The 12,451-nt window shown below is 62.6% G+C and carries 13 protein-coding genes; 8 read left to right on the top strand and 5 right to left on the bottom strand.

What is annotated here, in order from left to right:
* Window positions 1–96: 96 nt before the first annotated feature.
* On the bottom strand, window positions 97–864 hold the full coding sequence (locus ACFRFQ_RS27070) for an SDR family NAD(P)-dependent oxidoreductase (protein ID WP_138871303.1): 768 nt from the start codon (window positions 862–864) through the stop codon (window positions 97–99).
* 167 nt (window positions 865–1,031) lie between these two features.
* Between ACFRFQ_RS27070 and ACFRFQ_RS27065 the strand changes: the two genes are divergently transcribed.
* The 3 genes from ACFRFQ_RS27065 to ACFRFQ_RS27055 all read left to right on the top strand — a co-directional run bounded on the left by ACFRFQ_RS27065 (window position 1,032) and on the right by ACFRFQ_RS27055 (window position 3,628).
* Window positions 1,032–1,622, top strand: coding sequence for a hypothetical protein (locus ACFRFQ_RS27065; RefSeq protein ID WP_378664646.1), 591 nt, complete (start codon window positions 1,032–1,034; stop codon window positions 1,620–1,622).
* Window positions 1,615–2,268, top strand: coding sequence for a DUF6308 family protein (locus ACFRFQ_RS27060; protein WP_378664644.1), 654 nt, complete (start codon window positions 1,615–1,617; stop codon window positions 2,266–2,268). Before ACFRFQ_RS27065 ends, ACFRFQ_RS27060 begins: the two co-directional genes overlap by 8 nt.
* A gap of 121 nt (window positions 2,269–2,389) precedes the next feature.
* Window positions 2,390–3,628, top strand: coding sequence for a DUF222 domain-containing protein (locus ACFRFQ_RS27055; protein ID WP_378664642.1), 1,239 nt, complete (start codon window positions 2,390–2,392; stop codon window positions 3,626–3,628).
* Window positions 3,629–3,680: 52 nt separating this feature from the next.
* Here the strand turns inward: ACFRFQ_RS27055 and ACFRFQ_RS27050 are convergent, their stop codons facing one another.
* On the bottom strand, window positions 3,681–4,133 hold the full coding sequence (locus ACFRFQ_RS27050) for a GNAT family N-acetyltransferase (RefSeq protein ID WP_378664640.1): 453 nt from the start codon (window positions 4,131–4,133) through the stop codon (window positions 3,681–3,683).
* Between the two features lie 104 nt (window positions 4,134–4,237).
* The gene (locus tag ACFRFQ_RS27045) at window positions 4,238–4,921 is read right to left on the bottom strand and encodes a TetR/AcrR family transcriptional regulator (protein ID WP_378664639.1); all 684 of its coding nucleotides are present in this window, start codon (window positions 4,919–4,921) and stop codon (window positions 4,238–4,240) included.
* Between the two features lie 102 nt (window positions 4,922–5,023).
* Here ACFRFQ_RS27045 and ACFRFQ_RS27040 point away from each other — a divergent pair, with 102 nt between their 5' ends.
* From ACFRFQ_RS27040 to ACFRFQ_RS27020, 5 genes are read left to right on the top strand one after another with little or no spacing between them, the layout of a single operon-like run.
* Entirely contained in the window at window positions 5,024–6,214 is a 1,191-nt protein-coding gene (locus ACFRFQ_RS27040) for a lipid-transfer protein (protein ID WP_003944135.1), read from the top strand.
* Window positions 6,215–6,256: 42 nt separating this feature from the next.
* Window positions 6,257–6,688 carry an SRPBCC family protein gene (locus ACFRFQ_RS27035; RefSeq protein ID WP_030535858.1) on the top strand — a complete coding sequence of 144 codons (432 nt, stop codon included), beginning with the start codon at window positions 6,257–6,259 and terminating at the stop codon, window positions 6,686–6,688.
* A gap of 6 nt (window positions 6,689–6,694) precedes the next feature.
* Complete coding sequence (locus ACFRFQ_RS27030) at window positions 6,695–7,585, top strand: MaoC/PaaZ C-terminal domain-containing protein (protein WP_378664636.1); 891 nt, start codon at window positions 6,695–6,697, stop codon at window positions 7,583–7,585.
* Window positions 7,586–7,626: 41 nt separating this feature from the next.
* Entirely contained in the window at window positions 7,627–8,493 is an 867-nt protein-coding gene (locus ACFRFQ_RS27025) for an SDR family oxidoreductase (protein ID WP_378664634.1), read from the top strand.
* 4 nt (window positions 8,494–8,497) lie between these two features.
* On the top strand, window positions 8,498–10,696 hold the full coding sequence (locus ACFRFQ_RS27020; RefSeq protein WP_378664632.1) for an acyl-CoA dehydrogenase: 2,199 nt from the start codon (window positions 8,498–8,500) through the stop codon (window positions 10,694–10,696).
* Between the two features lie 20 nt (window positions 10,697–10,716).
* Here ACFRFQ_RS27020 and ACFRFQ_RS27015 read toward each other — a convergent pair whose 3' ends face one another.
* Together ACFRFQ_RS27015 and ACFRFQ_RS27010 are read right to left on the bottom strand one after the other, a co-directional pair.
* The gene (locus ACFRFQ_RS27015) at window positions 10,717–12,129 is read right to left on the bottom strand and encodes an amidase (RefSeq protein WP_378664630.1); all 1,413 of its coding nucleotides are present in this window, start codon (window positions 12,127–12,129) and stop codon (window positions 10,717–10,719) included.
* A gap of 86 nt (window positions 12,130–12,215) precedes the next feature.
* Complete coding sequence (locus ACFRFQ_RS27010; protein ID WP_185993102.1) at window positions 12,216–12,389, bottom strand: hypothetical protein; 174 nt, start codon at window positions 12,387–12,389, stop codon at window positions 12,216–12,218.
* Window positions 12,390–12,451: the final 62 nt, after the last annotated feature.

The raw sequence follows: 12,451 nt of genomic DNA, 5'->3' as shown, positions 1-12,451 counted from the left end.
CAAAACCCTTGAATGGGATACTCCGTTGGAAAGGTTTCGCACATCGCTCGTTGCGTCAACCACGTGAGCCCGACGTTAATAAAGGCGCACAGCAAGTTAGCGCGGTGTCATACGGAGAGCGCCATCCATGCGGATGGTCTCGCCGTTGAGGTAGTCGTGCTCGACGATCATCTGAGCGAGCTGCGCGTACTCGGACGGCTGGCCCAGACGCGACGGGAACGGAACGCCGGCTTCGAGGCCCTTGCGGTACTCGTCGGTGACGCCGGCGAGCATCGGGGTGTCGATGATGCCGGGAGCGATCGTGTTGACGCGGATGCCGAACTGAGCCAGGTCGCGGGCAGCCGGAACCGTCATGCCGTGCACGCCGCCCTTGGATGCCGAGTAGGCGATCTGGCCGATCTGGCCTTCGAAGGCGGCAACAGAAGCGGTGTTGATGACAACGCCGCGCTGCCCGGACTCGTCGACGGCATCGGTCTTGGAGATGGCGTCGGCTGCCAGACGCATGACGTTGAACGTGCCGAGCAGGTTCACGGTGATGACCGTGCGGAACAGTTCGAGGTCGTGCGGGCCGTTCTTGGACAGGATGCGTCCGGCCCAGCCGACGCCGGCGCAGTTGACGACGATACGCAGCGGAGAGCCGGATTCGACGATCTGGTTGATCGCAGCTTCGACCTCTTCGCCGCTGGTCACATCGGTGGGGATGAGGGTGACACCGGCGGGGACGTTGTCGCCGGCGCGTTCGATCGATGCGGGCAGATCCAGGCCGAAGACGGTGGCTCCGGCGTCGGCGAGGCGCTTGGCCGTAGCCGCACCAAGTCCGGAAGCTGCTCCGGTGACCAGTGCTGCGGTTCCCTTGATTTCCACTTCGTATGCTCCTCGAGTTAGCGATCGGTAAGGCAGTAGTACGTGTTGAGAACCATAACGCGGCGCTCTATGTGAGGGCGAACGCGCGACGGCTACCTAGCGCTGGGTACCTTTGATGCGAGGTGAAACGTTAGATTTCAGCCTCATCGGACAAGAGGGGGGCTGCAGTGAGCAAAGCACCTGTGCGCCCCGCCGCCTCCGTCGAGAACTTCGAGCGGTTGCAGCGCGACCCACTCTTCGAAGATCTTGCCGAGCTGATTGCCGAGGTTCTCTCCTACGCGTTCGACGCGCCGGCGGCAGTCGAGATCGAGCAGTGGACAATCAGTTGCCTGCCGTCGACCAACCGATCCGCGGAGCGCCATCGATTGTTCACCCTCAACATCGGCCCGATGGAAGTGCTGAGCGTCGAGTGCCATCTTTCCGGTGGACAACCGATCGAACACGTCATGTCGGTCTTCGTGTCGAGTTCGGCATTGGAATCCCGAACCGGTTGCAGTATCGAGGAACTCGCCGCGAAACACGATCTACTCGGCATTCGGCGTACCGAACTGGCTTCAGCCGACGGCGACGGAACTATGATCGACTGCAGCCTCGAGGACTCGGATGCGTTGGAGCAGTTCGCCGAACTGCCCGTCGACGCGTCGACCGTTCGGCCGCTTGCAGACCATCTCGTAGCCAAGGGCAAAGGGCCTTTCCGGCAATACCACAACCCCGGATTTGCCAAGTACGTACTCGAAAGGTCGGTCGATCATGGCTGAGCAAGTGTCCATCCGCCTGCCACGTGTGCTGCGAGACGGTGACGACGCCGGTGCACTGGACGTATTGCAGGAATACTTCACCCGCAAGGTTGCGAAGACGGGCTACCTACGGACCGGGGCGCTGTGGGACACCTGGGATCCGAGTGGCAATCGTGATCGCGACGTAGACCGCTTCACTGCGGAAGATCTTGTCGCAGTGACACTTCTCGCGGTCCAGGTTCCGGCCCAGGGTGCATTGTTCCTGCTGGGGGAGTGTAACGCTTCATTGAATGGTCTCCTGGCCGACGTAGGGCCAGATCGTGATCTGGCGAACGAAGCTGATCCATTGACGCCGGAATCTCCGGTGTGGCAGTTGGAGACAGCGCTCCGCGACATCCACGGTGTCGGCCGCACGATGGCGTCCAAGCTCATTGCTCGTAAACGCCCGCGACTCTTCCCGATTTACGACGACGTCGTCGGCCGGGAACTAGGGACCAAAGCGGCTCACGTGGAGCCGGTGCGATTCTCGCTGCAGGCTCGCAACGGAGAACTTCATGATCGGTTGTCGGACCTGCGCGATCGGGCGGGTTTGAATGATGTAGTGCCGGTGGTGCGGATCCTGGATGTGCTGGCCTGGATGCAGGGCAAGGGTTACAAGCCGGCGTAGTCGGTGGCAGGTGATGTGTCGTTGAATAGGCTTGTATATCAACAAGTCTCGAGCTTGGATTCATGAAAACCTGTCCGGTATGTCCCTAGGAATCGAAATCCTGTTCGACTAAAATCAGTGCATGGACAGTCGGGAAGCGTGGCAATACGACGGCGAGGGCCTCAAGGCAGAGGTTCTCGACCTCGCCCGCGCCCGGCACGAGATGACGTCCCGCATGGTTGTGATGATCACCGAGATGTTCACCCGCGACACACTCGGCGGCCGAGGATTCCGCGCCATCGCGCAGTGGCTGCACCAGTCCACGAACCTCGAGATCGGCGAATGCAGCCGGCTGGTCGGCCTGGCGCGGTTGTTCATGCTCGAACCTGTTGTCGGGCAGTCTTTTCACGACGGTGATATCGATGCGTCGAAGGCGCGTCAGGTGGCGCAGTTCTGTCAGCGCCCGCCCACGAACATGAGCCTCGTCGACGTCGAGAAGGCCCGCGACATCCTCCTGACCCTCGCCTCCAAGAACGTCGCCGACTGTGATTCCGTCCGCGCGGCGATCCGGCGGATCCAGAAGCAGTACGGCAACCGCGCTGACGGCGTACCGGCCGGTGAGGACTCCGAACTCAACGAGTTCTATGCTTCCCGTGGCCTGTACGGGCGAGTCAGCGTCAAAGGTGACCTCGACGCCGTCAACGGTGCCCGTCTCATCGCGCTACTGTCCGCGCTGTCGGCGCCCACGCCGGAGAAGGACGGCGTGAAAGACGAGCGCACGCCGGCACTTCGACGTGCCGACGGATTTTGTGAACTGCTGCGCCGCTACGAAGGCGCCGGCCTCGGCCCCGTCGAAGGTGGAGTGAAACCGCATCTGACGATCACCGCCACTGCAAAAGACCTCACCGATCTTCAGGCATTGAAAGACCTGTTGCCCTCCACCGAAGAACTCGGCTACGCGATCACCAACTGGGCCGGCCCCATCAGCCTCGACACCGCCCGCATGCTCGCTTGCGACTGCGAAGTCACCCGAATCCTTCTCGATAGCAACGGTGTTCCCCTCAATCACGGAATGAAGGCGCGACTCGCGACCGTCCCGCAGCGGCGAGCCCTCACGGTACGAGACGGCGGCTGCGCCTTCCCCGGTTGTGGAACCCCGTCAGGCTGGTGCGATGCCCATCATTTGATTCACTGGCTCGACGACGGCCCGACGGATCTCGATAATCTGGTCTTGTTGTGCGGTCATCATCATCGGATGATGCATCACACGGAGTGGAGAGTAGACATCGGAGACGACCGGAAAACCCGGTTCTATCCACCGATGTCGGTGGACCCGTATCAAGTTCCCGTTCCCGGGAACACACCACCAACAGCAGCCTGAAAAACCCAGCGTATGTACCGGGGATCAATCATGCCCCGGTGCACATTGCTGACTACGGCTGACACGGTTCCGGAGAGGCGCTGACTTCGAAGATGGTTTCCAGACCGTCTTCTTCGTCCCACTGCTCACCGACTTCGTGAAAACGATACTGGCTGATCAGATTTCGAGATGCAATGTTGTCCGGGCTGATGGTCGCGCGCACGATGTGCGCTTCGGATTCGCGACTCGCGACGTCGAGAAGTATCTCGAGGGCGGTTCGTGCGTAGCCCTGTCGTCGAAACGCCGGGTCGATGCGATATCCCATCTCGACCATCCCGCGCGCGTCGGGGCGGCCGTGAAATCCAGCCAACCCCACCGGCGTCGAGGTGCGGGCATCGACGGCGATGCGGGTGATCCACGCGCTGTCGAGTGGGTTCTCTGCTATCTGCTTGCTCCGGTAGCGCCATAAGCCCTGGCATTCTTCGCCGAGGAGATACGGGGTCAGAATGTCGGGTGCGAGTTCCATTGCGAGAGTGGAGTTATCTTCACCCAATGCGTGTAGGACTGGTGATGGGACATGGATCAGTTGAAGCCCGCGTCCGTCGAGTGTCCAGGGTAGTTCTGTGACGGTCACAGGTCGGCGATCGGGGTCGCCAGCGTTATGTCCACACCCATTCGTCGAAGGTTACCGTCGAGAACCTGCCAGATGGAAAGCTCGAGGAACTCGGCTAATTCAGTGCCGGACACGTCGGATCCTGGTTGGCTGAGCCAACGGTTGACGCTGACGTCGACCAATCCGATCACACCGAAAGCCAAGGGCTCCGCCATCTTCGACGGTTTGCCGCGGCTGGCGAGAATCGCGCCCAACAAGTTCCCCAATTGGACGGCGATGGCTGTTTTGGTTCCCGTCACCACTTTCGAACCGGTTGCCCGCGTACTCGGTGATCCTTTGCCTAGAAAGTGGTGCAAGCGTGGGTATTTCACGATCCAGCGAAGATAGGTGTCGACGGCCCGCGAGATGGTCTCGCCGACGGTACCCTGCGGCGTGAGGGTGGGCGTCAGGTCGGTCATCATCATGTCGAGGATGCGGACCCGCAGTTGCTCGTCGAGGTCGGCTCGATCCTTGAAGATCCGGTAGACAACAGAACGGGGGACGTCGGCGCGCTCGGCAATCTGCTGGACGCCGACATCGGCACCACCTTCGTTGACTGCGTCGAGGGCTGCGTCGAGGATGCGTGCTTTGCGCTGCTCCTTGTGATCGTTCCAGCGAGTGCTGCGCCCGTCGGGCTGCGCCGACTCGGCTGTGTTCGTCATGAATCGAACGATACTCACCCGGGCATTGACTGGACAAGATGTCTCACATACTTTGGTGGGACAGCGTGTCACACACAGATACCGTTCTCTTCAGGAGTGGCAATGAGTAACAGGGTTTTTGTCGTCGGCGTCGGCATGACGAAATTCGAGAAGCCGGGAGCCCGCGAGTGGGACTACCCCGACATGGCACGCGAGTCGGGTACCAAGGCTCTCGAAGATGCGGGTATCGACTACTCCGAGGTCGAGCAGGCATACGTCGGCTACGTCTACGGCGAGTCCACCGCAGGTCAGCGGGCTGTCTACGAGCTGGGGCTGACAGGTATCCCCATCGTCAACGTCAACAACAACTGTTCGACGGGATCGACCGCGCTCTACCTCGCCACGCAGGCAGTCAAGAGTGGTCAGGCCGACTGCGCACTGGCGCTGGGCTTCGAGAAGATGCAGTCCGGGTCGCTCGGATCCACGTACGACGACCGCGAACAGCCACTCATGCGGCACCTCCTCGCTCTCGCCGAGCTGCAGGAGTTCGCGATGCCGCCCGCTCCGTACATGTTCGGCGCGGCCGGCGTCGAGCACATGGAACGCTTCGGAACCACCGCAGAACAGTTCGCGAAGATCGCCGTCAAGAACCACAAGCACTCGCTGAATAACCCGTACGCCCAGTTCCAGGACGAATACACCCTCGAGCAGATCCTCGAAGCCCGCCAGATTCACGGGCCGCTCACCAAGCTCCAGTGCTCGCCTACCTCGGACGGATCCGGCGCGGCGATCATCGCCAGCGAAGCCTTCGTCGAGAAGCACGGCCTCGCTGCTCAGGCGATCGAGATCGTCGGACAGGCCATGGTCACCGACATGAACAGCACGTTCGAGGACAAGAGCGCCATCAGCCTCGTCGGCGCGGACATGACCCGTAAGGCCGCCGAGAAGGTATACGCGCAGGCCGGGATCACCGCCGACGACGTCGACGTCATCGAACTCCACGACTGCTTCTCCACCAACGAGTTGCTGACCTACGAGGCGCTCGGACTGTGCGCGGAAGGTGACGGCGGCAAGCTCGTCGACGCCGACGACACCACCTACGGCGGACGCTGGGTCGTCAACCCGTCCGGCGGCCTCATCTCGAAGGGCCACCCCCTCGGGGCAACGGGCCTCGCACAGTGCGCCGAACTCACCTGGCAGCTCCGCGGAACCGCCGACAAGCGTCAGGTCGACGGCGCGAAGGTTGCCCTCCAGCACAACATCGGCCTCGGCGGCGCAGTTGTCGTGACCGCATACAAGCCCTACGCACGCTGAATCACACCCTCAACCCGCTAGCTACCCACAAGGAGTTTCATCATGGCTTCCGTTTCCGTCTCCGCTGTACTGCCCGCGTCTCCCGAGAAGACCTGGGATGCGCTCTCCGACCTGTCTCGCTGGGAAGAGTGGCTCACCATTCACCAGGGATGGAAGAGTGAACTGCCCACCGAGGTGGCGTTGGGCGCCAAGTTCACCGAGGTCGTTTCGGTGATGGGTATGGCCAACAAGATCGAGTGGACCGTCGAAGAGGTCGAGGTTCCGAAGATGGTCAAGATCGCCGGAACCGGCATGGCCGGTGTCACCGTCGAATTCATCCTCTCGGTCGAGGCCGACGGTGCCGGCTCGAAGGCAACCGTCGACGCCAGCTTCAAGGGCACCATGATTGTCGGGCCGATCGGGAAGGCAGTCGCCAAGAACGCCAAGGCTGATCTCGAGGCTTCGTTGGCGAAGTTCGCCGAGCTGGTCGGATAACTCTCGATGACAACACCGAAGACGACAACACCGAAGAGCAACGCGGTCGAATTCGATACTTCCGGGCTGGACGTCTGGACTGATCCGGAGCACTTCGAGGTGACAGCCGAGCGCATCGCTGAATATGCCGCTGCCACCAACGATCCCATCGAGCGGCATCTGTTGGGCGAGATCGCCCCACCGGTCTTCGCGGTGGTACCCGTCTTCATGTCGATGGCACCCGCTGCGCTGTCGGTCGCACCGGTCGAACTGCTGATGAAGCTCGTTCACGGTGAGCAGGATTTCCTGTTCCACCGTCCGATCTACCCTGGCGACCATTTGGTGGCCCGGGCAAAGCCCATCGGGTTCGAGGGTCGCGACAACGGTTCCACTGTCGTCATCTACGTCGAAACCACAACCGACAAGGGTGAATTGGTCAACGAGCAGTGGATGACCGCGTTCTTCCGCAAGGTCGACGCGGGCCCCGGCCTGGGCGAGAAGGCTCCCGAACACCGATTCGACGACGCTCTTCGCGCGGGTAGTCCGGCAGCGCTGGTCAATCAGCACATCGACGAGGACCAGACGTTCCGGTACTCACCGGCGTCCGGCGATCCGATGCCGATCCACCTCGACGAAGAGATCGCTCGCATGTCCGGGCTCCCCGGAATCATCAACCACGGGCTGTGCACGATGGCCTTCACGTCGTGGGGAGCTCTGACTGAACTGGCCGGCGGCGAGACCGAGCGGTTGCGCCGTCTCGCAGTGCGATTCGCGAAGCCCGTACTCCCGACGCAGGACATCGAGACGGTGTTCTACAAGTCGGGATCGGCAGACGGAGCCACGTCGTACTCGTACGAAACCAGCGCGGTCGGTGACCTCGTCATCAAGGACGGCCTCGCGGTCATCGCCGACAAATGAGTCTTCATGTCCGACAACTGAACTGATGGGAATCTGAACTGATGGGAAGTCTCGACGGTCGCGTAGCGATCATCACCGGAGCAGGACGCGGCATCGGCCGTGAGCATGCGCTGCTCTTCGCTCGCGAGGGTGCGAGCGTCGTGGTCAACGATCTCGGCGGAGCAAACGACGGATCGGGTGCAGATGCCGGACCCGCGCAGCAGGTAGTCGACGAGATCGTCGCTGCAGGCGGCAAAGCCGTTGCCAACACCGACAACATCGCCACCTGGGACGGAGCCGAGGGCCTCGTCAAGCAGGCCGTCAGCGAGTTCGGCCGGCTCGACGTTCTGGTCAACAACGCGGGCATTCTTCGTGACGCCTTCATCGCCGGCATGGACGAGAGCCAGTGGGACGCAGTCATTGCCGTGCACCTCAAGGGGCACGCCGCGACGCTGCACCACGCTGCCGCGTACTGGAAGGACCAGAGCAAGGCAGGCGAGACCGTCAATGCTTCGGTCATCAATACGGCTTCGGCTTCGGGTACCTTCATGCCGAATGCGGGCCAGGGCAACTACGGCGCCGCCAAGGCGGGCATCGCGGCCCTGACCTTGGTAGCCGCTGACGAGCTCGATCGATACGGCGTGCGCGTCAACGCAATTGCGCCCATCGCACGAACTCGACTGACGCTGGCGACACCCGGCATGGGTGCGCTGTTCGCGGCCGAGGTCCCCGAGGGAGAGTTCGACGCGTTTGCGCCGTCCAACATCTCGCCGCTCGTGGCATACCTCGCGGAAGCCGAGTGCAAGCTGACCGGCAAGGTGTACGCCGTTCAGGGTGGGGCCATCACGGAACTCGCCGGCTGGCACGGCGTCAATACCATCGAGAGCGAGGGTCCCTGGACCGCCGCCGACCTCGCAGAACGTCTGTAAGCGCATGGCACGCAACGCATACGAACTCGGCCTCGGGCTGAGCGAGGAGCACACCGCGCTTGCAGATTCCGTGCGAGCTTTTGCCGAGCGCACCATCACCACCGAGCAGGTGCGTGCGGCGGTGGAGTCGCGGACCGAGGACAAGTTCCCGCAGTTCTGGACGGCACTCGTCGGGCAAGACCTTCTCGGGCTCGCGGTTCCGGAAGAGCGGGGCGGTCACGGCGCCGGTCTGCTGACCTTGGCGGTGGCACTGGAAGCATTGGGCCGCACAGTCTCTCCCGGCCCGTTCGTCCCGACGGTATTGGCAAGCGCCGTTCTCGGGGCCGCCGATTCCAAGGCGGGGCTCGAGTTCCTGCCCGGTCTGATCGACGGAAGCCGAACGGCAGCGCTCGCCTTGGGTGCACCTTTGGCAACTGAGGCATCGGACGGCGGGTACAAGGTCACGGGCGCACTCGACGGTGTGCTCGGCGGTGAACATGCCGACGTGCTGCTGGTCCCGATCCAGTTGTCCGAGGGCGTTCGCTACGCGGTGCTCGAGAGCAGCGCAGTCTCGATCACCGTGCAGGACAGCATCGACGTGCTGCGCGGCAGTGCGCGCATTGAAGCTGACAATGTTCAGATCAGCGCCGAACGGGTACTCGACGGTCTCACCGAGGCGCGGGTACGGTCCATTGCCGCAGTCGTTCTCGGCGCCGAAGACGTCGGCGTCATGTCCTGGTGCGTGTCCACCGCGTCGGAGTACGCCAAGACGCGTGTGCAGTTCGGGCGACCCATCGGCCAGTTCCAGGGCGTCAAGCACAAGTGCGCGCAGATGGGCATTGCGCTCGAGCAGGCACGCGCCGTTGTGTGGGATGCGGCAAGCGCATTGGACAAGGGTGACGACACGGCAGATTTTGCCGCCGACATTGCCGCAGTCATCGTGCCGGACGCCGCAGTGCAGGTAGCGCAGGACTGCGTCCAGGTCCACGGCGGCATCGGATTCACGTGGGAGCACGACGCGCATCTGTACTACCGCCGCGCGCTCTCGATCCGCGGCATTCTCGGAACCCGCGAGGATCGTGCCAATCGTGTTGCGCAGCAGGCACTTGACGGTGTCAGCCGGGCTTCGGTTCTCGAGCTGCCCCCCGAGGCAGAGGAGATCCGCGGCGGCATCGCGGCTGAGCTGGCCAAGTTGGTCGATCTCGACGAGGACGACCAGCTGATCGCGCTCGGCAACGGCGGGTGGGTTCAGCCGCACCTGCCGAAGCCGTACGGGCGCAGCGCCGCTCCGCTCGAGCAGATCGTCATCTCCCAGGAGATCAAGGCTGCCGGTATCTCGATGCCGCAGCTCCTCATGGGTGGCTGGGCGGTACAGGCGGTTGTCGCTCACGGCACGGACAAGCAGAAGCAAGAACTGGCGGTGCCGACGCTGCAGGGTGAGCTGGTGTGGTGCCAGCTCTTCAGTGAACCCGGTGCTGGTTCCGACCTCGCGTCATTGTCGACGAAGGCCGAAAAGGTCGACGGTGGTTGGAAGATCACCGGTCAGAAGATCTGGACCACGGTTGCACAGTTCTCCGACTGGGCAATGCTGATCGCCCGCACGGACGCCACCAAGCCGAAGCATCAGGGCATCACCTACTTCGTCCTGGACATGTCGACACCGGGCATTACCGTCCGCCCGCTCCGTGAGATGACGGGTTCGGCGCTGTTCAACGAAGTGTTCCTCGACGACGTTTTCATCCCCGACGAGAACGTGGTCGGCGAGGTCAACGACGGCTGGAACGTCGCCCGTACGACGCTGGCCGGCGAGCGCGTCGCGCTGAGCCAGAAGATGGAGGCGTACGCCTCGGACTCCGATCTGCTGAAGTTCGCGAAATCAGCAGACCTGAGCCCGATCGGTCGCTACCGCGTCGGGGAACTGGTGGCCGAGAGCCAGGCCATCGACCTCATCGGTTCCCGTGTTGTGCTCAAACAACTTTCGGGAATCGACGTGAGCACTACGTCGAGCGTCGGCAAGCTGTTGGCGATGAAGATCAGCCAGTCGATCGCCGAGTTCGTCGTCGCTGAACTGGGTGCTGCCGGAGCGGTCAGCATCCCGGGTCAGCCCAGCGACAAGGCGATGGAGCAGCTCATTTCGGGCCGTGCCACCACCATCTACGGTGGCACCACCGAGGTGCAGCTCAACGTGATCGGTGAGCGCATGCTCGGGTTGCCGCGCGACTGACAGTTTCTACCGGGTGGGGCTCAGTCCTGGATTCGTCTCCAGGGCTGAGCCTCTTCCAGTTCGAAGGCCAATTCGAGGAGCGTGCGCTCGTCTCCGAGATCAGCGGAGAAATGCGAAGCCAACGGCAAGCCGTTGCTGGTCTGGTGCATCGGTAGCGAAATCGCGGGACCGCCGGAGATGTTGTTCAGCGGCGTGAACGACGTGTACGCGATCAACTTGTCGAAGAGTTCCTCGAAAGGCTGAGCGGGAGAAAGGTATCCGAGCTCGGGAGTGGTGTGCCCCAGAGCCGGTGAGAGCACGACGTCGTACTTCAAGAACATGGCACTGTACTGCTGCTGGAGGCGTCGTAAGCGGTAGAGCACACGCGGCGTCTTCGCGAGGTTCTTCCGGTACAGCGTGTACAGGCCCTTGGTGAGATTGTCGGTGCCGGACTTGTCGAAGTCGGGTCCGAGCATCTGTTTGCCACCGGTGGAGATGGCAAAAGACAGGAAGCCCCAGTAGATGCTGAAGTCGTCGATGAATTCCGGGCCGACGGGCAATGCCGCGTCCTCGACATGATGGCCAAGGCTCGCAAGGAGTTCCGCGGTAGCTTCGACGGACTTGCGCGTCTCGTCGTCCGTCTTGGTGACGGTCACGGATTCGGCGATCACGCCGACGCGCAGTCGGGTTGAGCTGGGTCCTTCGATCAGCCGAACCGGTGCGAGTCGCGGATTGCGGTAGTAGTTCTCAGCCGCAGACATCCATCGTGCAGTGTCGCGAACTGTTCGGGTGACGGCGCCCTGTGCGATCAGCCGGATCGGCATCGACCTGTCTGCCGGATCGGCGATGGTACGTCCGCGAGTGGGTTTGAGTCCGACCAGTCCGCAGGCAGCAGCGGGAATGCGAATTGATCCACCGCCGTCGTTGGCGTGCGCGATCGGGAGTACGCCGGAAGCAACAAGCGCGGCGGCGCCACCCGAGGATGCGCCGGATGAGTACGCCGGATTCCAGGGGTTGTGGACGGGTTCTTCCGTCATGTACTCGGTGGACGCGCTGAATCCGAATTCCGGCAGCCGAGATTTGCCGATCGAAATGACCCCGGTGGAGAGGAACTGCTTCGCGAAATCGCTGTCAGCCTTGGCGGGAACCGCGGTGAAGGCCTTGCTGCCCTGCTGGGTGGGAAGGCCGGCGCTGTCGGTGTTGTCCTTGATCGCGGTCGGGACACCGGCAAAGACGCCCGTGGCGGGCCGGTTGCTTCTGGCGAGGGCGCGATCGAAATCAGTGCAGGCCAGAGCGTTCAATTGCCCCTGAACTGCCTCGGCGCGCGCGATCGATGCCTCCAGGACTTCCCGCGCGGTCACCTCACCAGATTTGATGCGGGCGGCGACGCCAGTGGCGTCGAGGTCGCCCAGGGCATCGTCGGTGAAGGCGTGGACTTGGGGGTTGGCGCTCATGAGGAATCCTTGATTGACGGCGGCAGGTCGCCCGTCCAGAGTATTGGACGAGCGACCTGCATGGTGCCGATATCGAGATGTACGTGTCAGCTTCCGAAGATGTTCGTGACGTGCTCGGCCGCCTGAGGTGCCTGCTGCGGAAGGAACTGCTGCGGGATGAACTGCTGGAGCGTGCCCTGCGGGATGAACTGACCCGGACCGCCCTGCTGGAAGTTCGTGACCATCGGGTGGATGACGTTGTTGAATACATCGTTGAACATGTGTTGCGTCCTTTGGTAACAGCGTTTTTCGAACTTCTGACTCCATCGACACTAAGCACGGT

Origin of the sequence: Rhodococcus sp. NPDC056743 (genome assembly GCF_042790355.1) — a bacterium.
Lineage (GTDB): Bacteria > Actinomycetota > Actinomycetes > Mycobacteriales > Mycobacteriaceae > Rhodococcus_F.
Note: the sequence above shows the minus strand (reverse complement) of the source record. Positions and strands in the feature narration are given on the sequence as shown.

Excerpts from the sequence above, each read along its gene's own strand:
- ACFRFQ_RS27050 (WP_378664640.1), bottom strand. The coding sequence starts at position 4,133 with ATGGAACTCGCACCCGACATTCTGACCCCGTATCTCCTCGGCGAAGAA.
- ACFRFQ_RS27035 (WP_030535858.1), top strand. The coding sequence starts at position 6,257 with ATGGCTTCCGTTTCCGTCTCCGCTGTACTGCCCGCGTCTCCCGAGAAG.
- ACFRFQ_RS27025 (WP_378664634.1), top strand. The coding sequence starts at position 7,627 with ATGGGAAGTCTCGACGGTCGCGTAGCGATCATCACCGGAGCAGGACGC.
- ACFRFQ_RS27055 (WP_378664642.1), top strand. The coding sequence starts at position 2,390 with ATGGACAGTCGGGAAGCGTGGCAATACGACGGCGAGGGCCTCAAGGCA.
- ACFRFQ_RS27030 (WP_378664636.1), top strand. The coding sequence starts at position 6,695 with ATGACAACACCGAAGACGACAACACCGAAGAGCAACGCGGTCGAATTC.
- ACFRFQ_RS27020 (WP_378664632.1), top strand. The coding sequence starts at position 8,498 with ATGGCACGCAACGCATACGAACTCGGCCTCGGGCTGAGCGAGGAGCAC.
- ACFRFQ_RS27015 (WP_378664630.1), bottom strand. The coding sequence starts at position 12,129 with ATGAGCGCCAACCCCCAAGTCCACGCCTTCACCGACGATGCCCTGGGC.
- ACFRFQ_RS27045 (WP_378664639.1), bottom strand. The coding sequence starts at position 4,921 with ATGACGAACACAGCCGAGTCGGCGCAGCCCGACGGGCGCAGCACTCGC.
- ACFRFQ_RS27040 (WP_003944135.1), top strand. The coding sequence starts at position 5,024 with ATGAGTAACAGGGTTTTTGTCGTCGGCGTCGGCATGACGAAATTCGAG.
- ACFRFQ_RS27010 (WP_185993102.1), bottom strand. The coding sequence starts at position 12,389 with ATGTTCAACGATGTATTCAACAACGTCATCCACCCGATGGTCACGAAC.
- ACFRFQ_RS27060 (WP_378664644.1), top strand. The coding sequence starts at position 1,615 with ATGGCTGAGCAAGTGTCCATCCGCCTGCCACGTGTGCTGCGAGACGGT.